The 25,506-nt window shown below is 60.8% G+C and carries 25 protein-coding genes; 15 read left to right on the plus strand and 10 right to left on the minus strand.

Features of this window, described 5'->3' with window-relative positions; genetic code table 11:
* Position 1: 1 nt before the first annotated feature.
* On the minus strand, positions 2 to 1,588 hold the full coding sequence (locus FAA97_RS00440; RefSeq protein ID WP_136596568.1) for a trimethylamine methyltransferase family protein: 1,587 nt from the start codon (positions 1,586 to 1,588) through the stop codon (positions 2 to 4).
* A gap of 221 nt (positions 1,589 to 1,809) precedes the next feature.
* On the opposite strand from FAA97_RS00440, the gene FAA97_RS00445 reads away from it, so the two are divergent.
* The gene (locus FAA97_RS00445; protein ID WP_168800881.1) at positions 1,810 to 5,817 is read left to right on the plus strand and encodes a PAS domain-containing protein; all 4,008 of its coding nucleotides are present in this window, start codon (positions 1,810 to 1,812) and stop codon (positions 5,815 to 5,817) included.
* A gap of 15 nt (positions 5,818 to 5,832) precedes the next feature.
* Here FAA97_RS00445 and mnmC2 read toward each other — a convergent pair whose 3' ends face one another.
* Complete coding sequence (gene mnmC2 / locus FAA97_RS00450) at positions 5,833 to 6,552, minus strand: tRNA (5-methylaminomethyl-2-thiouridine)(34)-methyltransferase MnmC2 (RefSeq protein WP_168800882.1); 720 nt, start codon at positions 6,550 to 6,552, stop codon at positions 5,833 to 5,835.
* 2 nt (positions 6,553 to 6,554) lie between these two features.
* Between mnmC2 and FAA97_RS00455 the strand changes: the two genes are divergently transcribed.
* The 3 genes from FAA97_RS00455 (at position 6,555) to puuE (ending at position 9,612) form a co-directional block, all read left to right on the plus strand.
* Positions 6,555 to 7,727, plus strand: a complete 1,173-nt coding sequence (locus FAA97_RS00455) for an NAD(P)/FAD-dependent oxidoreductase (protein ID WP_136596570.1) — start codon at positions 6,555 to 6,557, stop codon at positions 7,725 to 7,727.
* A 169-nt stretch (positions 7,728 to 7,896) separates the two neighbouring features.
* Complete coding sequence (locus tag FAA97_RS00460; protein ID WP_136596571.1) at positions 7,897 to 8,604, plus strand: DUF1045 domain-containing protein; 708 nt, start codon at positions 7,897 to 7,899, stop codon at positions 8,602 to 8,604.
* Positions 8,605 to 8,691: 87 nt separating this feature from the next.
* Positions 8,692 to 9,612: an allantoinase PuuE gene (puuE, locus tag FAA97_RS00465; RefSeq protein WP_136596572.1), complete on the plus strand. Its 921-nt coding sequence runs from the start codon at positions 8,692 to 8,694 to the stop codon at positions 9,610 to 9,612.
* 654 nt (positions 9,613 to 10,266) lie between these two features.
* Here the strand turns inward: puuE and FAA97_RS00470 are convergent.
* On the minus strand, positions 10,267 to 11,145 hold the full coding sequence (locus FAA97_RS00470) for a LysR family transcriptional regulator (RefSeq protein WP_136596573.1): 879 nt from the start codon (positions 11,143 to 11,145) through the stop codon (positions 10,267 to 10,269).
* A gap of 127 nt (positions 11,146 to 11,272) precedes the next feature.
* Here FAA97_RS00470 and FAA97_RS00475 point away from each other — a divergent pair, with 127 nt between their 5' ends.
* From FAA97_RS00475 to alc, 3 genes are all read left to right on the plus strand, one after another.
* Positions 11,273 to 12,130 carry an urea carboxylase-associated family protein gene (locus tag FAA97_RS00475; protein WP_136596574.1) on the plus strand — a complete coding sequence of 286 codons (858 nt, stop codon included), beginning with the start codon at positions 11,273 to 11,275 and terminating at the stop codon, positions 12,128 to 12,130.
* A 149-nt stretch (positions 12,131 to 12,279) separates the two neighbouring features.
* Positions 12,280 to 12,777 carry a 2-oxo-4-hydroxy-4-carboxy-5-ureidoimidazoline decarboxylase gene (gene uraD, locus FAA97_RS00480; protein WP_136597662.1) on the plus strand — a complete coding sequence of 166 codons (498 nt, stop codon included), beginning with the start codon at positions 12,280 to 12,282 and terminating at the stop codon, positions 12,775 to 12,777.
* Position 12,778: 1 nt separating this feature from the next.
* Positions 12,779 to 13,801, plus strand: a complete 1,023-nt coding sequence (alc, locus tag FAA97_RS00485; RefSeq protein WP_136596575.1) for an allantoicase — start codon at positions 12,779 to 12,781, stop codon at positions 13,799 to 13,801.
* A 148-nt stretch (positions 13,802 to 13,949) separates the two neighbouring features.
* Here the strand turns inward: alc and FAA97_RS00490 are convergent, their stop codons facing one another.
* Positions 13,950 to 14,129 (minus strand): DUF2735 domain-containing protein, encoded by a 180-nt coding sequence (locus FAA97_RS00490; protein ID WP_136596576.1) that lies wholly within the window; start codon positions 14,127 to 14,129, stop codon positions 13,950 to 13,952.
* Between the two features lie 393 nt (positions 14,130 to 14,522).
* Here FAA97_RS00490 and FAA97_RS00495 point away from each other — a divergent pair, with 393 nt between their 5' ends.
* From FAA97_RS00495 to FAA97_RS00520, 6 genes are all read left to right on the plus strand, one after another.
* Entirely contained in the window at positions 14,523 to 15,563 is a 1,041-nt protein-coding gene (locus FAA97_RS00495; protein ID WP_136596577.1) for a glutamine synthetase beta-grasp domain-containing protein, read from the plus strand.
* Between the two features lie 134 nt (positions 15,564 to 15,697).
* Positions 15,698 to 15,988: a nucleotidyltransferase family protein gene (locus FAA97_RS00500; RefSeq protein WP_136596578.1), complete on the plus strand. Its 291-nt coding sequence runs from the start codon at positions 15,698 to 15,700 to the stop codon at positions 15,986 to 15,988.
* Between the two features lie 14 nt (positions 15,989 to 16,002).
* Positions 16,003 to 16,350 (plus strand): HepT-like ribonuclease domain-containing protein, encoded by a 348-nt coding sequence (locus FAA97_RS00505; protein WP_168800883.1) that lies wholly within the window; start codon positions 16,003 to 16,005, stop codon positions 16,348 to 16,350.
* A gap of 5 nt (positions 16,351 to 16,355) precedes the next feature.
* Entirely contained in the window at positions 16,356 to 16,856 is a 501-nt protein-coding gene (locus FAA97_RS00510; RefSeq protein ID WP_136596580.1) for an ureidoglycolate lyase, read from the plus strand.
* Complete coding sequence (gene uraH / locus FAA97_RS00515) at positions 16,853 to 17,209, plus strand: hydroxyisourate hydrolase (protein ID WP_136596581.1); 357 nt, start codon at positions 16,853 to 16,855, stop codon at positions 17,207 to 17,209. The genes FAA97_RS00510 and uraH overlap by 4 nt, the downstream gene beginning before the upstream one ends.
* On the plus strand, positions 17,209 to 17,955 hold the full coding sequence (locus FAA97_RS00520) for a metallophosphoesterase family protein (protein ID WP_136596582.1): 747 nt from the start codon (positions 17,209 to 17,211) through the stop codon (positions 17,953 to 17,955). Before uraH ends, FAA97_RS00520 begins: the two co-directional genes overlap by 1 nt.
* An 8-nt stretch (positions 17,956 to 17,963) precedes the next feature.
* On the opposite strand, the gene FAA97_RS00525 is transcribed toward FAA97_RS00520, so the two are convergent.
* The 5 genes from FAA97_RS00525 to FAA97_RS00545 form a co-directional block, all read right to left on the minus strand.
* Entirely contained in the window at positions 17,964 to 19,109 is a 1,146-nt protein-coding gene (locus FAA97_RS00525) for an alpha-hydroxy acid oxidase (RefSeq protein ID WP_136596583.1), read from the minus strand.
* A gap of 34 nt (positions 19,110 to 19,143) precedes the next feature.
* Entirely contained in the window at positions 19,144 to 19,578 is a 435-nt protein-coding gene (locus FAA97_RS00530) for a potassium channel family protein (protein WP_136596584.1), read from the minus strand.
* 147 nt (positions 19,579 to 19,725) lie between these two features.
* Entirely contained in the window at positions 19,726 to 21,039 is a 1,314-nt protein-coding gene (gene guaD, locus FAA97_RS00535) for a guanine deaminase (protein WP_136596585.1), read from the minus strand.
* Positions 21,040 to 21,041: 2 nt separating this feature from the next.
* Positions 21,042 to 22,274 (minus strand): urate hydroxylase PuuD, encoded by a 1,233-nt coding sequence (gene puuD / locus FAA97_RS00540; RefSeq protein ID WP_136596586.1) that lies wholly within the window; start codon positions 22,272 to 22,274, stop codon positions 21,042 to 21,044.
* 135 nt (positions 22,275 to 22,409) lie between these two features.
* Complete coding sequence (locus FAA97_RS00545; RefSeq protein WP_136596587.1) at positions 22,410 to 23,309, minus strand: LysR substrate-binding domain-containing protein; 900 nt, start codon at positions 23,307 to 23,309, stop codon at positions 22,410 to 22,412.
* A gap of 73 nt (positions 23,310 to 23,382) precedes the next feature.
* On the opposite strand from FAA97_RS00545, the gene FAA97_RS00550 reads away from it, so the two are divergent.
* Positions 23,383 to 23,640 (plus strand): hypothetical protein, encoded by a 258-nt coding sequence (locus FAA97_RS00550; protein WP_136596588.1) that lies wholly within the window; start codon positions 23,383 to 23,385, stop codon positions 23,638 to 23,640.
* Between the two features lie 72 nt (positions 23,641 to 23,712).
* On the opposite strand, the gene xdhC is transcribed toward FAA97_RS00550, so the two are convergent.
* Positions 23,713 to 24,504 carry a xanthine dehydrogenase accessory protein XdhC gene (gene xdhC, locus FAA97_RS00555; protein WP_136596589.1) on the minus strand — a complete coding sequence of 264 codons (792 nt, stop codon included), beginning with the start codon at positions 24,502 to 24,504 and terminating at the stop codon, positions 23,713 to 23,715.
* Between the two features lie 132 nt (positions 24,505 to 24,636).
* Between xdhC and FAA97_RS00560 the strand changes: the two genes are divergently transcribed.
* Positions 24,637 to 25,503 carry a hypothetical protein gene (locus FAA97_RS00560; RefSeq protein WP_136596590.1) on the plus strand — a complete coding sequence of 289 codons (867 nt, stop codon included), beginning with the start codon at positions 24,637 to 24,639 and terminating at the stop codon, positions 25,501 to 25,503.
* Positions 25,504 to 25,506 lie beyond the last annotated feature (3 nt).

Consider the following 25,506-nt stretch of genomic DNA (forward strand, 5'->3'; position numbering starts at 1 on the left):
ATCAGAAATCCGTCGCAACCCCGCCTTCGGCCTTGCGTTTGGCGACGAAGGCGTCGAGTTCCTCTTCTATGGCCGGATCGAGCGCAGGACGTTCGTAACTTGCGAGCTTTTCTTTGAAGACGCGGTTTGCGTGATCATAGGTCGTGGGTCGCCCAGCCTCCGTCCAGGTCTCGAAATTGCGCCAGTCGGAGAGGATCGGCGAATAGAAGGCGCTTTCGTAGCGGGCAAGCGTATGGGCCGTGCCGAAGAAGTGGCCGCCGGGGCCGACCTCGCGCACGGCATCGAGCGCCAGCGCATCCGGACTGACGTCGAGGGGGGTTAGAAATTCCGCCACCATCTGTAACATGTCGACATCGAGAATGAATTTTTCGAACGACGCTGTCAGGCCACCCTCGGTCCAGCCCGCCGAATGCATGATGAAATTGCCGCCGCCCTGGATGAGGGCCCATAGCGAGAAAGCGGATTCGTAGGCCGCCTGGGCGTCAAGCGTGTTGGCGGCATTGGTGTTGGAGGTGCGGTAGGGAATGCCGTAGCGACGGGCAAGCTGGCCGCCGACGATGACCGCTTTCATGTATTCCGGGGTTCCGAAGGCCGGTGCGCCGCTCTTCATGTCGACATTCGAGGTGAAGCCGCCATAGATCACCGGCGCGCCCTTCTTCACCATTTGGGTAAAGGCGATGCCGCAGAGCGCTTCGGCATTCTGCTGAACGACGGCGCCGGCAATCGTCACAGGTGCCATGGCGCCGGCCAGCGTGAACGGCGTCATCACAACGACCTGACCGCGCGACGACATTTCGATGATGCCCTGGAGCATGGGACCATCAAGACGCAGCGGCGAGGAGGAGTTGATGATGGTGAACAGGGACGGTTCCGCCTCCATCTGCTCGATGGAAATGCCGCGCCCGATGCGGGCAATCTCAAGGGCGTCGATGTTGCGTTGCTTGCCGAGCGAATAGCAATGGAAGGCCTTGTCGGTCAGCTTCACCATATCGGAGAGGCAGTCGAGATGACGGACAGAGGCGTGAATATCTATCGGCTCCACCGGATAGCCGCCGGTGGTGTGGATGACGTCGTAGCATTGGGCGAGCTTCACCAGTCTGCGGAAATCCTCCTGGTTGCCGGCGCGACGACCGCCTTCGCGATCGGCGACGAAGGGGGCAGACGCGATCTGGGCGAAGACGAGGTTGTTGCCGCCGATCTGGACGTTGCGTTCCGGGTTGCGGGCATGGAGAGTGAAGCCGCGCGGCACGGATTGCAGCAGATCCATGATCAGCTCGCGACCAAAGCGGACACGCTCTGATCCCTCCCTGACATCGGCACCGGCCGCCTTCATGAGGGCGCGTGCCTCCGGCAGCATGATATCCATGCCGATTTCTTCGAGAATGGTCAGCGATGCATCGTGGATGGCATCAAGCGCGTCTTCGTCCACCAGTTCCGTCTTGGCGAGCCTGTTGACGAGGTTGCGGTAGCGGCTTCCACCATTGGGCCGGCTGCGTTCGCCCATGCGGCCGCCGCTGCGCCGCCGGCGCTCGGGCGTCGTGGTCAGGGTGTCGAGGTCAGACGGGGCATTTGCGCTGATGTCGCTCATGGTCGATCCATTGTGCCATTATCGACACGAAGTCTCGCAGGTTCGGGGGCTTCAAGGCATTGCCATTTGCGACCCGAAAGCGGCTCAACTGGAACATCGACGTTGAGCGCTCACTTGCTTCAGGTTGAAGCATCATTCGCAGGCGCACGCTTACGACCTGTTTACCATTCCACGTCATTGATCTTGTTGGGACTATGTCTTTGAACCGTCGGGGAAGTGCGTTGCTCGAACTGGTCTGCGAAAAGATCGCCGCTCTCGCTCTGCCTTCCTATGTGAAGGACAGTGAACTGCGCTATGTTGCCGTCAATCCGGCCTTTGCATCCCTTTTCGGCATGGAGGCGGAGATCTTTGTCGGGCAGACGGATCATCAGCTTTTCGGTCACGGTCTTGATGCCATGCGCGACGATGCCGAGCGCCGTGTTCTCGTGTTCGGCGAAGACGATCAGCTCGGCTTTCGCGCTCATCCGGACGAGGCGGTGCGTCTCTTGCGGATCGAACGCTTCTTTGGCGAAGACGATCAACTTTATCTTTTCGGATTCATGGATGCAGCAGGCGAGGTACAGCAACCTCAAGGATATGCTGTTCCGTGGTCTGCGGAACTCGAGGTCTTCCGGTCCGTGCTGGATCAGCTGCCGGTCGCAGCCTTTGTCCGCGACAGCAGTCACAGGCTGGTGTTTGCCAATCAGGCATTCGCCGATCTCACGGGTGTGCCTCTGGATGTGCAGATGGGCCGGACGGAGCCGGAAATTTTCCCGTTCATCGGCGATGCTTATCACGAGGACAACGAGAGAATTCTGCAGGGCGGTCTTTCGGAAGAGCGGCGGGACGTGTTTCTGCGTCCGGATGGCACGCGTATTCCGACGCTTCGTCGTGTCGGGGCCTTGTGCACGCGGGACGGTTCGCAATTTCTGATTGGAACGATAACCGATCTCTCACTGGTGCGGCAGGGCGAGGAGAAGCTGACGGCGATCCGCCGCGAAGCCGAAAGCATGCGTCATTCCTTCCAGACCTTGCTGCTGTCGCTACCGGTCGGCATCATGCTGGTCGGGCCGGATCTCTTGATCGAATACGTCAATACAGCGCTCGTCGAAATGGCGGAGCTTGAGGATGGCATCGAGCTGCTTGGCATGCATTACCGGGACTTCCTGCGTCGGGTGATGGCGCGGGCTAATCCCTTGATCACGCCGGCGGAATTGGACAGCCGGATCGACTATCGCATCGAGCAGATCATGAGCCTCGATGACGGTCCCCTGATCGACGCGAAGACCCCTTCGGGACGCGCCTTGGCCGCCGGTAGCCGCAAGCTTGAAGGTGGCCGCATTCTGGTGACGTATTCCGATGTCAGCGACATGGTGGAACGCGAGGAGGAAACTCTCCTCTACCGCGCGGCCCTGGAGCAGATGCAGGTGCCGGTGTTCATTCGCGATACCGACCGCCGAATGATCTACGTGAACGCCGCCTACGAGGAACTGCACCAGCAGCACCGCGCGGATATCTATGGGCTGACAGAGGCTGAGATGTGGCCTGACCGGGCAGACCAGCTCAGGCTCGAAAATGTCCGCTGTCTTGAACACGGTGAGGTTATCGAGCGTCCGAGCGATGTCGTGATCCGGGATGGCGAGGAAGTTTCGGTCATCACCCGCATCAACCGTATCACGACCGCCCAGAGCAAGCACTATCTGGTGGGATCGGTGACCGACGTCTCGGTCATCAAGCAGGGGCAGGAGGCTTTGAGGCAGGCACAGGCCCATGCCGAAGCGCTTTACGAAGATCTTGTGGCGATGCTGCATATCATGCCGCTCGGCGTCGTGATCCTCAATTCGGATTATACGGTCGAGTTCGCCAATGAGAAATGCCGGGAGATCTGGGGCTGGCCCTCCGACATGGCGATCGATGGGATGAGCTTTCGCTCCTATTGTGAGCGCAATCATAGCATGGGCAAGGCCTGGCCCGGCCTGGAGTTCGAAGAGGGATATCGCCGCCGTATCGCGCAGTTCGATGCGCTGGAGGGGTCGCAGACCTCGGAACTCTGCTACGACGACGGTCAGCAGGTGCTGGCGACCATCACGCGGCTGCGTGACCGCAAGATCCTTTTGACCTATTCCGACCTCACGGAGATGCGTCGCCGCGAAAAGGCGATCGACGAGGCACAGCAGCAGCTTGAGCGCATGGGGCAGCTCATGCAGGACACGATGCGGCTGACCTCGCAGGGCATTGCCGCGATCGAGAAAGGACGCATTGTCGAGGTCAATCCGGCATTCTCTCGTATTCTCGATTTGCCGGAAGATCTGGTGGCAGTGGGAAGCCGCTGGAGCGAAATGTTTGATTACTGCGCCAAACGCGGCGATTTCGGCGACGATCCCAGGGCAGCACTTGCACAGTGGCAGGCAAGTCTCAGGGCCTCGTCAGGCGTGTCGACGACCTTCTTTGCCGGCGGCAAGACCTGGGTGAAGCTGGAAGCAACGTTCGGCGGCGCGCAAAGCTGCGTCATCGTCCTGACCGATGTGACCGAATTGAAGGTGCGTGAAGCGGAACTCGAAGTTCTCCTCGCGCGCAGCGAAGCCGCCGACAAGGCCAAGTCCGACTTTCTCGCCAATATGAGCCATGAGATCCGCACCCCGATGAATGGCGTGCTTGGCATGGCAGAGCTTCTTTCCAAGTCCAATCTCGACAGCCGGCAGAAAACCTTCGTCGACATCGTGATGAAATCCGGCAATGCCCTGCTGACGATCATCAACGACATTCTCGATTTTTCGAAGATCGATGCCGGCCAGATGAAGCTTAGGAACGCGCCATTCGATCCGGTGGAAGCCATCGAGGATGTCGCGACCCTCCTGTCCGCGGCCGCCGCCGAAAAGGATATCGAGCTGGTCATTTCGGGTGAGCAGGCCGTCCGACACACTTTCCTTGGCGACGCAGGACGGTTCCGTCAGATCGTCACCAATCTGCTCGGGAATGCGATCAAGTTTACCGAAAAAGGCCATGTCCATATCTACCTCTCCAGCGAGCCGCTGGCGGAGGGAATGGCAATGCTGAGCGTCAGCATTGCCGACACCGGTGTTGGCATCGCGCCGGACATGCAGGCACAGATCTTCGAGAAGTTCTCGCAGGCCGATACCTCTTCGACGCGCCGGCACGAGGGAACGGGCCTTGGCCTTGCGATCACGGCCGGACTGGTCAAACTCTTCGGCGGACAGGTTCAGGTGCATTCGGAACTCGGGCAGGGCTCCGTCTTCACGGTGGATCTGCCGCTGAAGGTGGTTGCCGAGCGCAGACGGCAGCAGGATCTGCCGGTCAATGTGCAGGGCGCGAGCGTGCTGGTCATCGACGACAATCCCGTCAACCGACAGATCCTCGGCGAGCAGCTTACCATGTGGGGTTTTGACGGCTATGCCGTCGAGAATGGCCCGCTCGGATTGCATATCCTCGACCAGGCCTATGAAAACGGCCTGAGGATCGATGCGGTGGTCATTGACTACCACATGCCCGAAATGAACGGTATCGATGTGGCGCGGGCAATCAGAGATGACCGTCGCTTCGACGACATGCCGCTGATCTTTCTGACGTCGATGGATATGACGGCCAGCGAGGAGCTGTTCGAGAGCCTCAGGATCCAGGCGCATCTGATGAAGCCCGCCCGCGCCAACGTCCTGCGTCGTGCCATTATCGATGTCATTCGCACAGCGCGTCTTGCCAAGGAAAGAGGGGCGGCGCTGACGCATGCGCCCTTGATGCCGCGGAGCAAGCCGGTTGCCACCCTGGCGAACAGCTCCGGTCCTGATGCTGCCACCGCATCTTCGGCGGAGGCGCCAAAGGACGAGGTGCGGATCCTGATTGCCGAGGATAACGAGGTCAACCAGATCGTATTCAACCAGATCCTGGCGGGAAGCGGCATTCCGTATCGCATCGTTGCAAATGGCGCGCTGGCACTCGACGCCTGGCGGACGCATCGACCAGACCTGATCCTGATGGATGTCTCCATGCCCGTGATGAACGGTCACGAGGCAAGCCGGGCCATCCGGGCCGAGGAGGCGAGCGCAGGCGGCACGAGCCGCGTTCCAATCATCGGCGTGACCGCGCATGCGCTGGAGAGTGACCGCGAAGCCTGCAAGGCTGCCGGTATGGATGACTATCTGTCCAAGCCGATCTCGCCGGAGATGCTGATGCGCAAGATCGGCGAGTGGTATGATCTTGCGCCCGAACAACTCGCTGCTGCCCTTGCCGGTTGAGCGCCCGAGCTGCGTTTACGGCTTATCGCCGCGCAGCATTTCGCGCTTGCCGGCAAATCCGGGTTTCCGCTCGACTGTGAAACCGGCCGTCTGCAGATTTCGACGGACGAAGCCGGCCGCGGCATAGGTGGCAAAACTGCCGCCCGGGCGAGTGTGGTCGAATACCGCCTGCATCAACTCGAGAGACCACATCGCCGAATTGCGCGACGGCGCAAAGCCATCCAGAAACCAGGCATCGAAGATCAAAAGGGAAGCTGTCAGGCTTTCCAGTGCATCTCCGCAGACGACGCTGAGCCGGGTCTGCTCGTCGAGGTCAAGCAGGACGGTTCCCTCTGGTCTGTCTGGCCAGAGTGCGGTCAGCGCCTGCCGTTCCGCATCAAGCTCTGGCCAGTGGGCGAGGGCGCGATCGATGTCGGCCCGCTGCATCGGAAACAGTTCGAAGGAGACGAAGTGCAGAACGCCAGAGGAAGGCCGGGCGATCTTCCAGTGCCGCCAGGTCTCGCAGGCGTTGAGACCGGTGCCGAAGCCCAGTTCGCCGATGGTGAATTCAGCCTGTCCAGCCCAGCGATCCGGCAAGCCGTTGCCGGAAAGGAAAACGTGCCCGCATTCCAGCCGGCCGTCCGTCTGGCAATAAAAATGATCGCCAAAGGCGGTCGAATAGGGCATATCGCCGTTCTGCCAGGTGAGGGGGGAGGCGTTGCCTCTTTCGTCCGCATTCAGATCTGATTGGGTCATGCATGTCCGATAAATTGCCGCAGCGCTCCGGTCAATCAGGCGCCGATCTTGTCATCATTGGTGGCGGGATCTTCGGGCTCTGGGCGGCGAGGAAAGCGGCGCAACGCGGACTTGATGTGCTTCTTCTTGATGCCGGGAGACTGGGCTCGGGAACCAGTGGCGGGCTTCTCGGTGCGCTGATGGCGCATATGCCGGACCGTTGGAACGCCAAGAAGCAGTTGCAGTTCGACGGTCTCGTGTCGCTGCCGTTTGAGATTGCCGCTTTGGAAGCGGAAACGGGCCTTGAAACGGGATATCGTCGCACAGGTCGCCTCATTCCCTTGCCGAAGCCGCATCTGAGGCCGATTGCCGAGCGCCATGAACGTGAGGCCAGGCTGAACTGGCATCAGGGCGCGCACGCGTTTGCATGGTCCGTCATGGACAGTCCTGCCGTTGCCGGCTGGCCGGTCGAAGATTATTGCCAGGCTGGCCTCGTGCACGACACATTGGCGGCGCGGGTTTCGCCCCGTCGCTTGACCGCCGCGATCGGGCAGGCCCTGCGCGATCATCAGCGGGTGGAGATCCGCGAAGGCGTGCATGTGCTTGGGATCGACCCAAAGCGCAAGGTCATCCGGCTGGCCGACGGCGGTAGCCTCGGCTTCCAGTCGCTTGTTGTTGCAGCCGGTTGCGGCAGTTTTCCGCTGCTGTCCGATCTGGGGCCGGCCTTGAACGAGCCGCTCGGACGCCCTGTGAAGGGGCAGGCGGCGCTGTTGCGTGCCGAGATCGCCGATGACCTGCCTCTGCTTTACCTGGATGGCCTCTATGCCGTGCCGCATGAGGGGGGGCATGTCGCGATCGGCAGTACCAGCGAAAACAGCTTTGAAAACGCATTCAGCACGGACGAGAAGCTCGCGGCGCTCATCGAAGCCGCCCGTCGCCTGGCGCCCCGCTTGCAAAAGGCCGAGGTGGTGGAGCATTGGGCGGGCCTGCGACCGAGAGCCGTTGGCGGCGATCCGGTGGTCGGCGCCCATCCGGACGCGCCTGACGTCTTTGCTCTCACAGGCGGCTTCAAGGTCAGCTTCGGGATCGGACATCTGCTGGCCGATGCGGTGCTCGACATGATTCTCGGTGTCCCTGTCGCACTGCCGGACAGCTATCTTCTTACCCATCACATTTCAGTTGCCAAGGGCGAATGAATTTCGCTGGAGCCTCCCCAAATACCTAGGGCTATTCGGGAATTTTGCCCGTCGTCTCACGGCTTTGGCATCGGCGCGTTCGTCAAGCTGTCATGCAAATCACCTAACCGATCGGCTTCAACGGTCATTGCTAAAATGGCGGACAGGAACCGAGCGGTAGAGGGCATGCATGCGCTATGCGATTTGTTTCACGCCGTCTGCGGGCGAAGCGCTGGCGATTGCCGGTGCAAGCTGGCTCGGGCGCAGCGTCTATTCGGGGTTGGCGGTTGAACATCCAAACTTGCGCGGCATGGGGATGCACGAGGTTGCCTTCCATACGGCCCTGCCGCGCCGCTTCGGTTTCCACGCCACGTTCAAGGCGCCGTTCCGCCTCAGTCCAGGAACAACCGAGCAGTCGCTTTTGCGGGCATTGATGGAGTTTGCGGGTCAGATGCAGCCCGTAGCGCTCAATGGCCTGACCGTGGGGCGGATCGGTGAAGTCTACGGGCTCATTCTGGATCGGCCTTGCGCTGCGATCGACCATCTGGCTGGCTCGATCGTTCAGGCGTTCGATGGCTTCCGCTCTCCGCTCAGCGAGGCGGAGATTGAACGGCGCAACCCGGACCGGCTATCGGCGGCGCAATTCTCCAACCTCAATCGTTGGGGACATGCTTATGTGATGGACGAATTCCGCTTTCACATGACCCTGACCGGGCCGCTGCTCGGGCGCGATTTTGCTCGCATCGAAGAGGCCCTGAAGAGCCACTTCGCGCCGGCATTGGCCGAGCCGGTCACGGTTGATCATCTGGCACTTTTCGTCGAGCCGGAAAAGGGAGCACCCTTCCACGTGCATTCCCTGCACCCCATGGGGCAGATTGCCAGCCGAAGGTTCGCCTGAAGCGTCACGGCATTCTCTCATCGTTTTGCCACTCGACAGTCTGGCCTTGCGCCAATAGCCTCGTCAGAAACTTGACGAGGTGAACATATGTCGACTGCTCCCTATCCGCGCGATCTCATCGGTTATGGTCGCACCACGCCAGATCCGAAATGGCCCGGCGATGCGCGGATCGCGGTGCAGTTTGTCGTGAATTACGAGGAGGGCGGCGAAAGCTGTATTCTCGATGGCGATCCGGCGTCCGAGAACCTGCTGTCGGAAATCGTCGGCGCCCAACCCTGGCCAGCCCAGCGCAATCTCAACATGGAATCGATCTATGAATATGGTTCGCGCGCCGGCTTCTGGCGGCTCTGGCGCATGTTCACCGAGCGCCGCGTGCCGGTGACCGTCTATGGCGTGACGCTCGCCATGGCGCGCAATCCGGAGGCGGTTGCCGCGATGAAGGAAGCCGATTGGGAGATCGCCAGCCACGGCTATCGCTGGCTCGAATACAAGGATTTTCCGGAAGACGTCGAGCGGGAGCACATCCGCGAAGCGGTGCGGCTGCACACGGAGCTGACAGGCTCGCATCCGCGCGGCATGTATCAGGGCAAGCCGTCCGACAACACGCTGCGCCTCGTCATGGAGCAGGGCGGCTTCCTCTATTCCTCCGACAATTATTCCGACGACCTGCCGTTCTGGGTGCCGGATCTCGACGGCAAACCCTTCCTGATCATTCCCTATACGCTCGAAACTAACGACATGCGCTTTGCCACGCCGCAGGGGTTCAACTCCGGCGACCAGTTCTTCACCTATCTGAAGGACGCCTTCGACGTGCTTTACGAGGAGGGCAAGAACGGCAACCCAAAGATGATGTCGGTTGGCCTGCATTGCCGCCTCGTGGGGCGGCCGGGGCGGGCTGCAGCGCTGGCGCGGTTCATCGATTACGTCACGAGCCACGAGAAGGTCTGGGTGCCCAAGCGCATCGAGATCGCCGAGCATTGGCATAAGGTTCGCAAGCCGGTGTGGTAAGGGCTAAAATCAGCAGCTGATTTTTCATCAGCTGTATCGTGTGTGATTTCATACAGTTAAGGAATTTTATCTACCTGTTTTCTGTGATTTTGTACAAATTTCATTTGACGGGGTGGTCAAATGGGGGTAACTACTAAAAATGCGTTAATCCGCTTGTCTTCATTTCCAATGAGTGTCATAAAAAAGCACGCCAGAAATTCTTTTGACGTGCCATTGTGCGTTTGCATCGGTGTTTTGGTCTGCCGATTGGCAAGCCGTTCGCCCGATACGGTACCCTTGCAAGTCCGTAGCTAGCGCCCTTTGGCCTTTTTGACAAGACCAAGAGGTAAATGCAAATGACAGACAAGACATATCGACCGGGTGAACTGGCTCCAAGATCGGGCCAGTACACTATCACTGGACCAAGGGGCGGTCAGGGCCCTGAGCGTACCGTGGTTAAGGGTGAGCCGCTTCCACCAACACCCAAAGCTGGTTCATCCTATCGACTGACTGACCCTACCCGGACGAAGTAGATTTGACATTGCGCACGGCAGGTATCGCTTGCCGTGCGTTGTCGAAGTGGGGGTGTCCGATGACTAGTTTGGCTTCGCTAAAGTCTAGCCTATTGCAAAACCCGGAGTTTCGGGCCGAATATACAAAAGCCTGCGTTGAGTATCAGGCGCTTGAAGCCGAAATTGCGGCTTCCGCCAACAGCCAGTCGCGCAAGATTGCGGCGGGTTGCGACAATTCAGGGCCTGACAGCAGCCAGTAGGACTTGTCCGCGTCGGCCGCTTCGTCGAACAGGACCGTCAGTGATCCGGCCGCCAGGTGATCGCCGATCAGGGCTGTCGGGCAGAGGCCGATGCCGAGGCCTGACAGGACCGAACTCACCAGAAGATTGAAGTCCGCATAGAGCGGGCCCGAGGGTGTCGGGCCTTCGACGCCGCGTGCTGACAGCCAGGTCTGCCAAGCGGCCTCGGTCGCGTCGTGCAGCAAGTCAAGGTTCAGGAGATCGGACGGTGTTGTGATTGATCCGCGGCGTTGCAGATAGGCCGGCGAGCAGGTTGGGCGGGTGGCCGCCGGCAGGATCTGGTCGACGCGGCCCGGCGGCCGTTTGCCGTGCCGGACCAACAGATCCGTGCCGGCTTCATCCGGCGTCAGCGCGCCGAGCGGATAGACGATCGAGACCTGGATCTCGGGATGATCAGCCCGAAAGCGGGGCAGGCGCGGTCCGAGCCAGTGGTTCACGACCGAGGGTTTGCAGGCAAGGCTGACGCGCAGTCCGCTGCGGCGGGCCGTGAGACGCTCCACCGCACGGGCGATGTGGCCAAGGCCTTCCGAGCAGGCGGCGCCCAGTTCGCGGCCGTCCGCTGTCAGGCGCACGCCCCGCGCGCGGCGTTCGAAGAGGGCAAGCCCCAGCCAGTCCTCCAGCGCCTTGACATGCTGGCTGACGGCCGCTGCCGTCATGCCGAGTTCCTTTCCGGCCTGCAGAAAGCTTTCGCGGCGCGCGGCCGCCTCGAAGGCGCGCAGTGTGGAGGGTGGTGGCAGTTTCATGTCGTCATGGATAAGCCAGGCTTGGCCATCGGGCAAGGAGAAGCCGCGTTGTCAGCAGCGCGTGCTTGCGGCACCTTATCGGCACATCCTTCCTGTTCCACCCCTTACTGCCAGTCCGGAGCATGCCATGTCGCCCTTCAACGCCAACATTCCCGTCCCAGCCGATGCGGCCGCGCGGCGCGCGGTCAAACCCGTCGTCTGCTATCCGGTCGAATCGTTGAAAGCACCCGACATGAGCATTCTGGAGCGGGCACGGGCAAGGATGGAGAAGGTCGGTGAGGTGATCGTGCCGCCGCGCGAGGGCAATACTTTCGAGGTGCCGAAGGGGCATTTCTTTCGCATCGTCAGCGTGGAGGGGCCGCAGGTCGGTGACCTCAATCTTTTCAATGCCAATGACCTTTCCGAACGTTTCTTCTCCGGCAAGACGCGGGCGCTGCATGCCACCCATGTGACCACCGGCAATCGGCTGTGGAGCAATCTGCCGTCGCTCCGGCCCATGGCGACGATCAGCCATGACACGCTCGGCTGGTATGGATTCGATGAATTCGGCGGCGGCGTGCATGATGTGATCGGCACGCGTTGCGACCCCTATACCAACCGGCTTCTTTCCGGCGGCGACTACCATCATTGCTGCCATTCGAACCTTTGCCGCTCGCTCGCGCACCACAAGGGTATCTCCATGCACGAGGCCGAGCCGCATGTGCATGACGTTTTGAATGTCTTCATGTGCACCGGCTTCACCCGCGATACGCAGCAGTATTTCATGAAGGCGAGCCCGGTTCGCCCTGGCGACTTCCTCGAAATGTTTGCTGAAATCGATCTTCTCGGTGCGCTCTCGGCCTGCCCGGGTGGCGATTGCAGTTCCAGCCATTCCAGCGATGCGGCCAAGTGCTACCCGCTGAAAGTCGAAATCTACAGGCCGGATATGGACTTGCTGGCGGCTTGGCCGTTTCCGGAGCGCAACGGATATCAATTGACCGATTGAGCCGGTCGCGCGCTTTCCCTCCTTGTCGCGGCTGAACTCGACAAGGCCAGGGGGCTCGGCTAAGCCTGTTGCAGACTGCTTCGCAGCGCTGCTGCAAGCGCCCGCATTCGGCGTCCTCCTGGGCGCTGCCCGATGGAATGGACATGGACATGGACAGAGCGGATTTCGTGCAGCGGTTCGGCGGCGTATTCGAGCATTCGCCCTTTATCGCCGAGCGTGCCTTCGATGCCGGCATGATCGACGAACCGCTGACCGCCCTCGATGTGCATGATGCGATGGCGGCGATGTTCCGCACATCGAGCCCTGAGGAAAGGCTCGGGGTTTTGCGCGCGCATCCCGATCTTGCGGGCCGCCTTGCGATTGCAGGCGAACTGACCGAAGACAGCAGGCGCGAACAGGCCGGCGCAGGGCTTGATCGGCTGACCGCTGAAGAGCATCAGCGCTTCACCGAGCTCAACGCTGAATATGTCGAGAAATTCGGCTTTCCCTTCATCGTCGCGGTGAAGGGGCTGACGAAGGATGACATTCTCGCCACTTTCGAGACACGGATCGCCAATGGTCGCGATCAGGAGTTCGACACCGCCTGCCAGCAGGTGGAGAAAATCGCCAGACTTCGCCTCGAAAGCCTGCTTCCGGAGAGCCACTGACATGCTTGAAACTTCGACCGTTATCCTGCCGGATTTCGCCGCCGGTGCCGTCAATCTTGCCTCGGCCCGCCTTGGAGCGGTGGGGGTGTCTTCGACCGATGAATTCTTCGCGCCGCTGTCGCGGATGCTGAACGACGAGCCCGCAGCTTTCGATCCCACCCTCTACGACGACAACGGCAAGTACATGGATGGCTGGGAAAGCCGTCGCAAGCGTGTACCGGGCCATGATTCCGCGGTGATCCGGCTGGCCATGCCAGGACGCATCTTCGGCTTCGATGTCGATACGCGGTTCTTCACCGGCAACTACCCGCCGCAATGCTCGATCGAGGCCGCTTGCCTGGAAAACGGCGATCCGGATGATCAAACCGTCTGGACAGAGCTCGTCGTCAAGTCGCCGCTCGGTCCGTCGGCGCAGCATTTCTTTGCCAATGCCGACACGTCGAAGATCTGGACGCATCTGCGTCTGCATATCTATCCCGATGGCGGCATCGCCCGCCTGCGCGTTTATGGCGCTGCGCATTTCGACTGGTCGAAGGTCGGCGCGACGGACGAGATCGATCTCGCCTACATTTTTCATGGTGCCAAGGCGCTTGCCTGGTCGGATGCGCATTATGGCCATCCGGACAAGATCCTGTCTCCGGGGCGCGGCACCAATATGGGCGACGGCTGGGAGACAAAGCGCCGCCGCGGGCCGGGGCATGACTGGGCGATCATCCGATTGGGACATCCGGGCGTTATCAACCGGGTGCTGATCGATACGCATTTCTACAAGGGCAATTACCCAGATACCTGCGAGTTGCTTGGTGCCTACCTGCCGGAGGCGGGCGACACGTTCAGCGAGGCCGAGATCGCAGCCTCAGAACAGTGGCAGCCAATCCTGACCCGGCAGAAGATGCAGATGGATGCCGAGCACCTGTACGAGGGCGATCAGGTGCAGAAGATCGGCCCGGTTACGCATGTGCGCATCGCCATGCATCCGGACGGCGGCGTGATGCGCCTGCGCTTGTTCGGCACAAAGGCGTAAAGCCCATTGCCGGCATCAATGGCCGCAATTGCGAACGGCGTGCCGGGGCCTGTATTGCCGCTCTAGAAACGAAAAGAGCGGGCGTAAGCCCGCTCGTCGCAGTTCAGCCGTCCGCATTGCGGGCGGTTTTTTGACCGGGGTGTGCCCGTTACTGCTTGCTGGCGTTTTCCGCTTCGCGGATCGCTTCCTCGTGATACCAGCTTGCCGCGCCGCTTTCATAGATCACAGGCTTCGGCATCTGGCGTTCACGCAGAGCCTGGAGCCTTGCTGCGTCGCGCACCGGGAATTCGTAGATCTTCGCCGATTCCCGAACCATGTTCGTTGTCATGCTACTGCCTCGCGTTTCCACCGAGTGTTCTCGATAATTCACGACTACCACATGAAAAACGCAAATGCACATGAAAAGTGCAAATTGCCTATTTTATAGGCTGAATAGATGCAAAAAAGTGATGAATTTAAAATCATCACTGTGCTTCACGCGGCAAACTTCCATTTATGAACGTTCTGTTGACGGACGAGTTCCGCAAATCGGCGCATTAATAGGCCTGTTGAACGGTTTTCTTTCGCTATTTGGGGTGGAGGGGTGCGACAAAATGGTCTGCATTGCTGCCCTAAATCCAAACTGGCACGCTTCCTGCATTTCATTGGGGGAGACCCGGGCAGACCGGAGAATCACCCCTCTGTGCGCCCATGATTGGCGCGAGACTGAAGAGAGAGCACCATGACCAAGTACAAGCTCGAGTATATCTGGCTCGATGGCTACAAGCCGGTAGCAAACCTGCGTGGCAAGACGCAGATCAAGGAATTCGACAGCTTCCCGACGCTGGAGCAGCTGCCGCTGTGGGGCTTCGACGGCTCGTCCACGATGCAGGCCGAAGGCCACTCGTCGGACTGCGTACTGAAGCCGGTTGCGATCTATCCCGACCCGGCCCGTACCAATGGTGCGCTCGTCATGTGCGAAGTTATGATGCCGGATGGCGTCACGCCGCATCCGTCGAACAGCCGCGCGACGATCCTCGACGACGAGGGGGCATGGTTCGGTTTCGAGCAGGAATACTTCTTCTACGAAAACGGCCGTCCGCTCGGCTTCCCGGAGCAGGGCTATCCGGCTCCGCAGGGCCCGTACTACACCGGCGTCGGCTACAAGAATGTCGGTTCGATCGCGCGTGAAATCGTCGAAGAGCATCTCGACCTCTGCCTCGAAGCCGGCATCAACCACGAAGGCATCAATGCCGAAGTGGCCAAGGGCCAGTGGGAATTTCAGGTATTCGGCAAGGGCTCCAAGAAGGCTGCCGACCAGATCTGGATCGCTCGCTATCTGCTGCTGCGTCTCTGCGAAACCTATGGCATCGACGTCGAGTTCCATTGCAAGCCGCTTGGCGATACCGACTGGAACGGCTCGGGCATGCACTGCAACTTCTCGACCACCTTCATGCGTGAAGTGGGCGGCAAGGAATACTTCGAAGCCCTCATGGCGGCCTTTGCCAAGAACTGGCAGGAGCATATCGACGTCTACGGTCCGGACAACCATCTGCGTCTGACCGGCAAGCACGAGACGGCTCCGTGGAACAAGTTCTCCTACGGCATCGCCGACCGTGGCGCCTCGATCCGTGTTCCGCATTCCTTCGTCAACAACGGCTACAAGGGTTACCTGGAAGATCGCCGCCCGAATTCGCAGGGCTGCCCGTACCAGATCGCTTCCATCGTCCTGCAGACGATCGCCGAAGTCCCGACGGCCGACTACGCCAAGAACGCTGCCTGATTTCAGGTTTGATTTCTGATGACAGCGCCGGCGGAAACGCCGGCGCTGTTGTCGTTTTGGGAGGTGGCATACACGGGGCCCGTCTTTTGTTTACGAGGTCTATGGCCTATATTGAGGCTTCAGGAGAGGTTCCCATGCGACCGTCGGACGTGCTTGAACGCAACCGGGAAGCCATTCGCGCGGTGACTGCCCGTCACAGGGCGGCGAACCCGCGTGTCTTCGGTTCTGTGGCCCGTGGAGAAGACGGTCCCGAAAGCGATCTCGATATTCTCGTGGATGCACTTCCGGGCATGACGCTGTTCGATCTCGGAGGCTTGCAGTCGGAGATGGAAGATCTTCTGCCTTGCCGTGTGGACATTGTTACCGCAGGCGGGCTCAAGGCCCGGATGCGGGACCGCATCCTTGCCGAGGCGCGGGCCATATGACGCCGGAAGAGCGATTGCGCGACAATCTCATCGATATGCATGAGGCGGCGAGCGAAGCCATCGGTTTTCTCGACGGTGTGAGCTTCGAAGTCTTCGAACAGGATCTCCTGTATCAGCGCGCGGTTGCCATGACTTTCGTCCTGATTGCGACGGCTGCGGCACGCATCCAGTCACGATTTCCAGACATAGCCTCTGAGCAGCCGGAGATCGAATGGGCGAAGATCAGAGGGCTGCGCAATCTTGTGGTCCACGAGTATGATCGGCTGGATTGGCGTCAGGTCTGGGATACTGTGCAGGCTGATCTTCCTAAGCTGGTCCGGCAACTCGACCAGCTCCTTCATCCGCATATCCAGGGAGAATGATCCCCTTGCCCACCGAACTCCCCATCCGCCCACTGTCGGGTCAAGCTTTCATGCCCTTTGGCGAGGTGATCGAGACTGAGCCTTCCACCATGCGGCTGATCAATGGTGGCACGACCGAGCGCTTCCATGCCCTGTTTTCGCCGGAGGCGGCGGGCGAGGGGGCGCGGGTGATCGTGAACATCTTCCGCGGGCAGCCTCGCCAGTTCCCTTACGAGATCGGCATGATGGAGCGGCACCCGTTCGGCAGCCAGAGCTTTTCGCCGCTGTCGGGACGGCCGTTTCTCGTTGCCGTGTCGGCCGATGAAGGTGGCAGGCCGGGGGAGCCGCAGGTTTTTCTTGTCGGTGCGCATCAGGGCGTCAACTACCGGCGCAATGTCTGGCACCATCCCCTGATGGCAATCGATGCAGTCAGCGATTTCCTGGTTGTGGATCGGGATGGTCCCGGCAACAATCTCGAGGAGTTCTTTTTCGAGACCCCTTATGTGATTCGGGAGCCCCAGATATGACCGGCCTCACCACCCATGTGCTCGACACCGCGCTCGGAAAGCCCGCTCAGGGCCTGCGCATCCAGCTGATGCGAATGACAGGCGAGGAAGCGGATCTGATCAAGACCGTTTTCACCAATGAGGACGGACGGATCGATGGCGGGCCGATGTTGGTCGGCGATGAATTCCAGGTCGGGGTCTATGAGCTGCTCTTTCATGCAGGGGACTATTTGAAGGCACAAGGGATTGCGCTTTCGGATCCGCCCTTCCTCGACGTGATCCCGATCCGCTTCGGTATCTCCGACGTGAGCGCGCACTATCATGTGCCGCTCTTGCTGTCGCCTTACAGCTATTCGACCTATAGGGGGAGCTGATGCGGTTTGCCGCCATCGCCGACATTCACGGCAATGCGGCAGCACTCGAGGCGGTGCTGGCCGATATCGCAGCGCAGGACCTTGGCATGTCGGATATCGTCAATCTTGGAGACTGCCTGTCGGGGCCGCTCGAGGCCGGGCGCACCGCGGACATGCTGCTGCCGCTCGGGCTCGTCACGGTTCGCGGCAACCATGATCGCTACCTGATCGAGCACGCGGCGGGGGATATGCATGAATGGGAGGCGGATGCCTTCCGCCAGCTCGCTCCTGCGCATCTCGACTGGCTGCGCAGCCTGCCTTTCGATGCCGTGTTTCGCGATGTCGCCTATCTCTGCCACGCGCGTCCGATGGACGACAGCACCTATTGGCTGGAGCAGGTGACGCCGGAGGGGCAGGTCGTCCTGCGCGACCTGTCTGAGGTGGAGGCCTGGGCCGAGGGTATTTTGCAGCCGCTGATCTTGTGTGGCCACACCCATTTACCGCGCGTGGTCCGGCTTTCGGACGGTCGGCTGATTGTCAATCCCGGCAGTGTCGGCTGCCCTGCCTATGACGACGATATGCCGGTGCATCATCGGGTGGAGGCGGGCAACCCGCTGGCATCCTATGCGATCTGCGAAAGGACCGCCGCCGGATGGTCCGTCGGCTTTCGCCTCGTGCCCTACGATCACATGGGCCAGTCACGGCTTGCGGCTGCGAATGGACGTCCGACATGGGCGGCCGGGCTTGCGACCGGGCGCCTTGGCTGAGTTTTGCCTCAGAAAGGGCTTTCGGCGATGATATCGCGATCGACGTCCTTCAGGCTGCGGCGGCCGCAGAGCGCCATCGTGACATCCATTTCCCTGGCGATGATTTCGAGCGCTTTCCTCACGCCCTCCTGGCCCATGGCGCCAAGGCCATAGAGGAAAGGCCGGCCGATATAGGTGCCCTTCGCACCGAGCGCCACGGCCTTCAGCACGTCCTGGCCAGACCGTATGCCGCCGTCCATGTGAATTTCGATCTTGTGGCCGACGGCGTCGACGATTTTCGGCAGCATGGCGATCGAGGAATGGGCGCCATCAAGCTGGCGACCGCCATGGTTCGAGACGACGATCGCATCGGCACCCGTCTTTGCCGCCATCTTGGCATCCTCCACATCGAGGATACCCTTGATGATCAGCTTGCCGCCCCACTGCTTCTTGATCCACTCGACATCCTTCCAGGACAATTTTGGATCGAACTGCTCGGCCGTCCAGGCGTGCAGCGAGGAGAGATCGGTCACATCCTTGGCGTGGCCGTGAATATTGCGGAAGGTGCGGCGCTTGGTCTGCAGCATGTTCCAGCACCAGCGCGGCCGGGTGGCCATCTGGTAGAGATGCTTCGGCGTCAAACGCGGCGGGGCGGCGAGGCTGTTGCGGATGTCCTTGTGGCGCTGACCCAGCAGTTGCAGATCCGCTGTCAGCACCAGGGCCGAACATTTCGCCGCGCGGGCACGCTCGATCAGGTTCACCACGAAATCGCGGTCACGCATGACATAGAGCTGGAACCAGAAGGGGCGGGTGGTGACGGAGGCGACATCCTCGATCGAGCAGATGCTCATGGTCGACAGCGTGAAGGGCACGCCGAAGGCTTCCGCCGCCTTCGCTGCCAGCATTTCGCCATCTGCATGCTGCATCCCGGTGAGGCCCGTCGGGGCAAGTGCCACCGGCATTTTCACCTTTTCGCCGATCATCGTGGTTTCGAGCGTGCGACCGCTCATGTCGACCAGAACGCGCTGGCGCAGCTTGATGCGGGCGAAATCGCTCTCGTTGGCGCGGTAAGTACCCTCCGTATAGGACCCGCTGTCGGCATAGTCGAAGAAAAGCTTGGGCACGCGCTTGCGGGCGAGGGTCTTCAGATCGGCAATTTCCAGAATGGGTGGCATTTGCTAGCCTTTCGCGGTTGACGACAGTCGGTCATCAAAAATGCTCTCCTGAGCGAAACGGGCCGACGCGAATGCCGGCGGCAATCAGATAGGCTGTCGACCAGCCGATGAGGAGGAAGCCGTTGACGCCTTCAAGGGCTGCCATCATCCGCCATTCCGAATGGGGCACGACGTCGCCATAGCCGACGGTAGAAAAGGTGATGGTGGAGAAATAAAGGGCGGTTTCAAAATTGTCTACGACACCGATGAGGTCGTAGGCCGCGGCCCAGAGCCAGACCTCAGCTGTCAGCACCGCAAAGACGCCGATGACGACCGTGTTCATGGCCAGCATACGGCTTCTGTGACCATGCAGCCGAATGCGGTCAGTCACCCAACTCATGGCATGGGTCACGGCGATCAGCCCGAAGGTGTGGATCACCACCGTCAGCGAGATCATCACGGTGCCGAGCGCGAGATTGGTGATCAGCACTTTGGACCTCCTCGCAGGGTGGACGCCGCTTGTCTGGGCAAGATGAGGTTATCCGGCAAGACAGCAAGCGGTGCGGCCATGTCCGGCGTCAATCCGATGTTTTTCGGAAGAGATATGCCGGAATGGCCGCTTTCGCTCATGACCGTCTTACGCCTCCGCGCGTGGTTTGGAGGCTTTGCCCGCGACATAGGTCTCGATCACGGCGCGGTCGTCGCCGAGCGTCTGCAGCAGGAACAGCTCCTCGGACAGCGAGGTCACCGTTTCCATGCGAAGCCGCATGGCAGACGTAGCCGCCGCATCGAGCACGACGATGTCGGCGTCGGTGCCTTCTTCCAGCGTTCCGATGCGCTCTGCAAGATCAAGCGCCACGGCATTGCCGCGCGTCATATGGTAATAGCTTTCAAGCGGGTTCAGCCGCTCGCCGAGCAATTGCTGGATCTTGTAGGCCTCATCCATCGTCTTCAGCATCGAATAGCTTGAGCCGCCGCCGATATCCGAGGCGACGGCCACGGTGACAGGTTTTTCCCGGCGCTGGATCGATTTCAGCGGAAAGAGGCCTGAACCGAGAAACAGGTTCGATGTCGGGCAATGGACGGCGACAGCGCCGCTTTCGGCCATGGCGTCGGCTTCGCGGTCCGAGAGATGGATGGCGTGGCCGAAGAGCGCTTTCTTCCGCAGCAGACCGTAGCGGGCGTAGATATCGGTGTAGTCGGTCGCTTCCGGATAGAGTTGGCTGGTGAACTCGATCTCCTCGCGGTTCTCGGAGAGATGTGTCTGAATGTGCAGGTCGGGAAACTCTTCCGCCAGTTTCTGCGTCATCGCCATCTGCTCAGGCGAAGAGGTAATCGCAAAGCGCGGGGTGATGGCGACGTGGTTGCGACCGCGCCCATGCCATGCCTCGATCACGGCGCGGGTCTCGTCATAGCCGAGCTCCGGCGTGTCCAGGAGGCCCTGGGGCGCGTTGCGATCCATCATCACCTTGCCGCCGATCATCAGCGTGCCACGTTTCAAGCTTTCGGCGAAAAATGCGTCGGCGGAGGCCTTGTGCACCGAGCAGTAGGCCGCTGCCGTCGTCGTGCCGTTCCGGAGAAATTCATCGAAGAACTGGATTGCGATGCGTTCGGCATGGGCCGTCTCGACGAAGCGGCATTCCTCGGGGAAGGTGTAGGTATTCAGCCATTCGAGCAAATTGCCGGCATAGGATGCGATGACCTGCATCTGCGGGAAATGCACGTGGCAATCGATCAGGCCCGGCAGGATGAGATGCGGCCGATGGTCGATCTCCGTCGTCGTCGCATTCGCCCTGGCCTTCACATCGGCATAGGCGCCGACGGCCGCAATCTTGCCCTCGCTGAGCAGGAGCGCGCCATCCTCTTCGTAAAAATAGCTGTCGCGATCATCGGCGTGGTGGGGCGCGCGAAGAAAGGATAGGAGGCGGCCGCGGATCAGGGTCTCTGTCATTCTCATCTGCTTTCGACCGAGGTCTCGAACCAGGCAACGAGCATTTTACGCTCTTCGGCGGAGATCTCGGTGATGTTTCCCGGCGGCATGGCATGGCTGCGGCCGGCCTGGAGATAGATTTCACGGGCGTGGGCGGCGATCTCGCCGTCCGTTTCAAGCTTTACGTCTTTCGGTGCCCGCGTGATGCCTTCCCAAACGGGTTCGGCGGCGTGGCACATCGAACAGCGGCTCTGTACGACATCGCGTGCGGCCTCGAAATGGGCGTTGTCGACAAAACTCTGTTGACGCTGTGAAAGCGCGGCCTGCTCGTTCTCCCCCGTCAGGACCTTTGGCACGGTGGACAACCACATGATGAGGATGAACAGCAGCAGCGTGACCAGCCAGGTCCAGGTCGGTTCGCCGTTGCGGGCATGCGTCGTGTTGAACCAGTGGCGGATGGTGACGCCCATGAGGAAAACGAGGGCTGCAATGATCCAGTTGAACTCAGTCGCGAAGGCCAGCGGATAGTGGTTCGACAGCATGAAGAAGATGACGGGCAGCGTCAGGTAGTTGTTGTGCAGTGAGCGCTGCTTGGCGATGACGCCGTATTTCGGGTCCGGGGTGCGACCGGCGATCAGGTCGGCGACGACGATTTTCTGGTTGGGGATGATGATCATGAAGACGTTGGCCGACATGATGGTCGCGGTGAAGGCGCCCAGATGTAGGAAGGCGGCACGGCCGGTGAAGATCTGCGTATAGCCCCAGGCCATGGCGATCAGCACCAGGTATAGGAAGACCATCAGACCCCAGGTGTTGCGGCCAAGCGGCGATTTGCAGAGCAGGTCGTAGAGGACCCAGCCGAGCACAAGCGAGCCGAGCGACAGGCCGATCGCCTGCCATGGAGCAATGTCGAGCACGCTGCGGTCGATCAGAAAGAGATCCGCGCCGCCGTAATAGACAACGCAGAGCAGGGCGAAGCCCGAGAGCCAGGTGGCATAGCTCTCCCATTTGAACCAGGTGAGATGCTCCGGCATCGAGGCCGGTGCGACCAGGTATTTCTGGATGTGGTAGAAGCCGCCGCCATGCACCTGCCATTCCTCGCCATAGGCGCCGACGGGAAGCCCGGGACGCTTCACCAGACCAAGATCCAGCGCAATGAAGTAGAAGGATGAGCCGATCCAGGCGATGGCAGTAATGACGTGCAGCCAGCGGACGGCAAACGATAGCCATTCCCAGGCGATGGCATATTCATACATCGACGATTCCCCTATTGGCCTCCCGGCCGTGCAGTGTGGGAAAAATTGTCGTCCAAGGGAAGCCCCGATCAGCGGGGGCAGCTTGCGGCAGGATGTTTATGCAGTGTTTCTTGCCGGGCGTGAAAGTCGGTGAAATCAGGCGGTATTTTCCTGTTCGAGGGCTGCCCGGATCCAGGTCTCGAACGCTTTGATCTTGGCGGCATGTCTGCGTGATTGTGGATAGGCGAGATGGATGGGGTGACGAGCCTTCAGGGCGAGGGGGAAGGGCTGGACCAGCCTGCCGGAGGCGAGTTCATCACGAAAGAAGAAGGGGCTGACGATGGCGACGCCATAGCCTGCAATGGCCGCGCTGGCTTCCAGATCCTGGGCCTCGTAGCTGTGCAGCTTCGTGCCGACGAGTTCCGGTTCGGGGATGCCCGCGGCCGCGAACCATTCCTGCCACCAGGGATCATCGGGGCTGATGATCGGCAGCTTCAGGAGGTCTGCCGGTTTGGTGATCCCGTCGAATTTGGCAGCCAGGGTGGGGCTGAGGACGGGGGTGAAATCCAGCTGTATCAGCGGCTGGCTGACGGTGCCCGGTATCGGCTTTTCGCGCCAGGGGATCATGATATCGGCGTCGAGAGCCCCGACTTCCCGAAACTTGCTGACGCGTTGCAGCCGAACGGCGATGTTCGGGTGTTGAAGCTGGAAGCTGCCGAGATGCCGGGCAAGCCAGTTGGAGGCAAATGTCGGAACCGAATGGATTTCCAGCGTCTCAACCGCCGTCTGCATGGCTTGCTGGAGAGCGTCCGTCAAAAGACCGAAGCCTTCGGCAACGCGCGGATAAAGCCTTGCGCCCGTTTCGGTCAGGCCGATCTGCCTGGGACGGCGCCAGAACAAGGCCTCGCCCACATAGTCCTCGATCAGCTTGATCTGGTAGCTCACTGCCGTCTGGGTCATGCCGAGCTCCTCGCCGGCACGGGTGAAGCTGCCGAGACGACCGACGGCCTCAAACACGCGCAGGGCGTTCAGCGGAAGTTGGCGTGACAGCTTCATGCATAAATCCTCTTTATCCATGGGAAGCGTAATTGAATTGGAAGCGCGGGGCAATCGCGTGCAGGATCACGGCATGGAAACGTCGATTTTTCGAAAATGGGAGGCGGTCATGGTGTCTGCGATCGGGAAAGACTGGCTAAATGGTTCGGGCGTCTTGGGCGTAGTGGGCGGCGCGGTCCGCAAGGCGGCAAAGCCGCGGGCAGGGCATGTCGATGATCTGCCTGAAGATATGCGTCGCGATATCGGTCTTCCATCCAGCGACGGTTCCGAGCGGTTGAGGAGCCCGTTGGATCTGGAAATCGCCGAGCGTATGCGCTCTGGGTCTCTTTAGAAAACAGAAGCGAAAACAAGTACTTGAAAATCTATGTTGGCAAGGGATGTGAGATGGGGCGGCGTGCCGTTTTCACAGGAGGGTTGTCAGAAGCTCTGCCGTGACCATGGCGGCAATGACCTCGGGACGCTTGTCCCTGACCGTGCTGCCGCCGATCGGCAGCACCAGCTTTTCAATGCTCTGGCGGTCTCCGCCCTCGCGCTCAAGATAGGCGGCGAAGGTGGCGCGCTTGGTCTTTGAGCCGATCATGCCGACATAGCCGAGATCATGCCGCGACAATGCCTCTCTGGCGATCAGGAAATCCAATGCATGATCGTGGGTGAGAATGACCGCAGCGCCACCCGGGGGGATCTCCGCGACCACGGCTTCGGGCATGGCGACATGCCGTGTCGCGCAGGTCGGCGGGAGGCCAGACAAGGCTTCGGCCCGGGTTTCGACCACGCTGACCGATAGCGGCAGGGGAGCCAGTGCGGAGGCGAGCGCTAACCCGACATGGCCGGCACCGAAGAGGTAGACAGACGGGTCGCGAAGGGTTTCACGCCGCCAGCGTTCCTTGAGTGCCCCGGCGCGCGCCGGCGTCACGGTTGAAAACGTCAATGTTGTGCGGCCGCCGCAGCACTGGCCGATTTCCGGCCCGAGCGGGATCTCCATCACCGCCGCCCCTCCATCCTCAAGGCATTGCCGGGCGTTTTCGATGGCCATGAATTCCAGCTGTCCGCCGCCGATCGTGCCCCAGATCGCTGAAGGCGAAACCAGCATCATGGTGCCCGCATCGCGCGGCGTCGAGCCGCGGGCCTCGGCGATCTCGACCAGCACGATCGGTGCCTGGGAGGCGAGAAATTCCGAAAAATCAGTCTTGGCCATGATGAAGGCACACTCACATTGTCGAGAGGGAACTGGACAAGCCGGCTCAGGGTTTGCCCGACATGGTAGTGTGCCGTGCGCGCTTTTCCCAGCCGGGAAACGACGCCACCCCGGATTTGCGCAGGAGTGACGATGACCCGAACCAAAGGCACCCTCATCTGGCTGGCCGTTGCCGCCTTTGCAGCAGCGCTCTTCATCATCAACCCGCTTGCCGATATCGCCGCACGCTTCAGCCACGACGTGATGATCGGAAGCGGTGCGCTTTACGGCACGTTGCGCATCGCCAATTCGGTGATGAGCGTCGCCCGGGACGCAGATGTAACGGGCGGGGTCGGGGTCGCCTCGGTGACAGCAAGTCCCGGCCAGCTGCTGCAGCCGGTGATCAATACGATCGAGCGCATGGTGGACATGCTTTTCTATCTCGCCATCGTTTCCGGCATCCTGTCTCTGGTGCTTGTGCCCGTCGCCAAGGTCGCGGCAGCCGGATTGGCCGCCTTTGCGCTCGTTTGCGCGGTCCTGACCATGACGGCCCGCCGCGTGCCGCGTCTGATCGAGCGGCTGGCCCGCTCCTTTGCGATCCTCGGCCTGCTCGGAGCCGTGCTGCTGCCGGCCTCCTATACGATTGCGTTCTACGCGGGTGATGCCATTACCGACGAGGCCTGGATGCATGCGACCTCGGTCTTCGACAAGGTGCAGGGGGAGCCCAGCCTTGCGGCGGTAGAGCAACAGGTCGATGCGATGAAACAGGATCGCGCGTCTGAAGAAGATGCTGCCTTTGGCCGGTTGGGCCAGGCCTTCTCCGGCACGCTTCAAGCGGCATCGGACATGGCGGGCGCTGTCGCGGCGAATGCCCGGGTGATCAATGACGGTATTGCCATGTCCTCGGAGCTGTTCAATGCCTCGATCGGTATCGCGATCGCCTATCTCGTCAAGCTGCTGGTGCTGCCGGTGATGATCCTGGCCGCATTCCTTTATCTGCTGCGATCCGCGATGCGCTAAGGC

This window comes from Peteryoungia ipomoeae (assembly GCF_004912165.1).
GTDB lineage: Bacteria > Pseudomonadota > Alphaproteobacteria > Rhizobiales > Rhizobiaceae > Allorhizobium > Allorhizobium ipomoeae.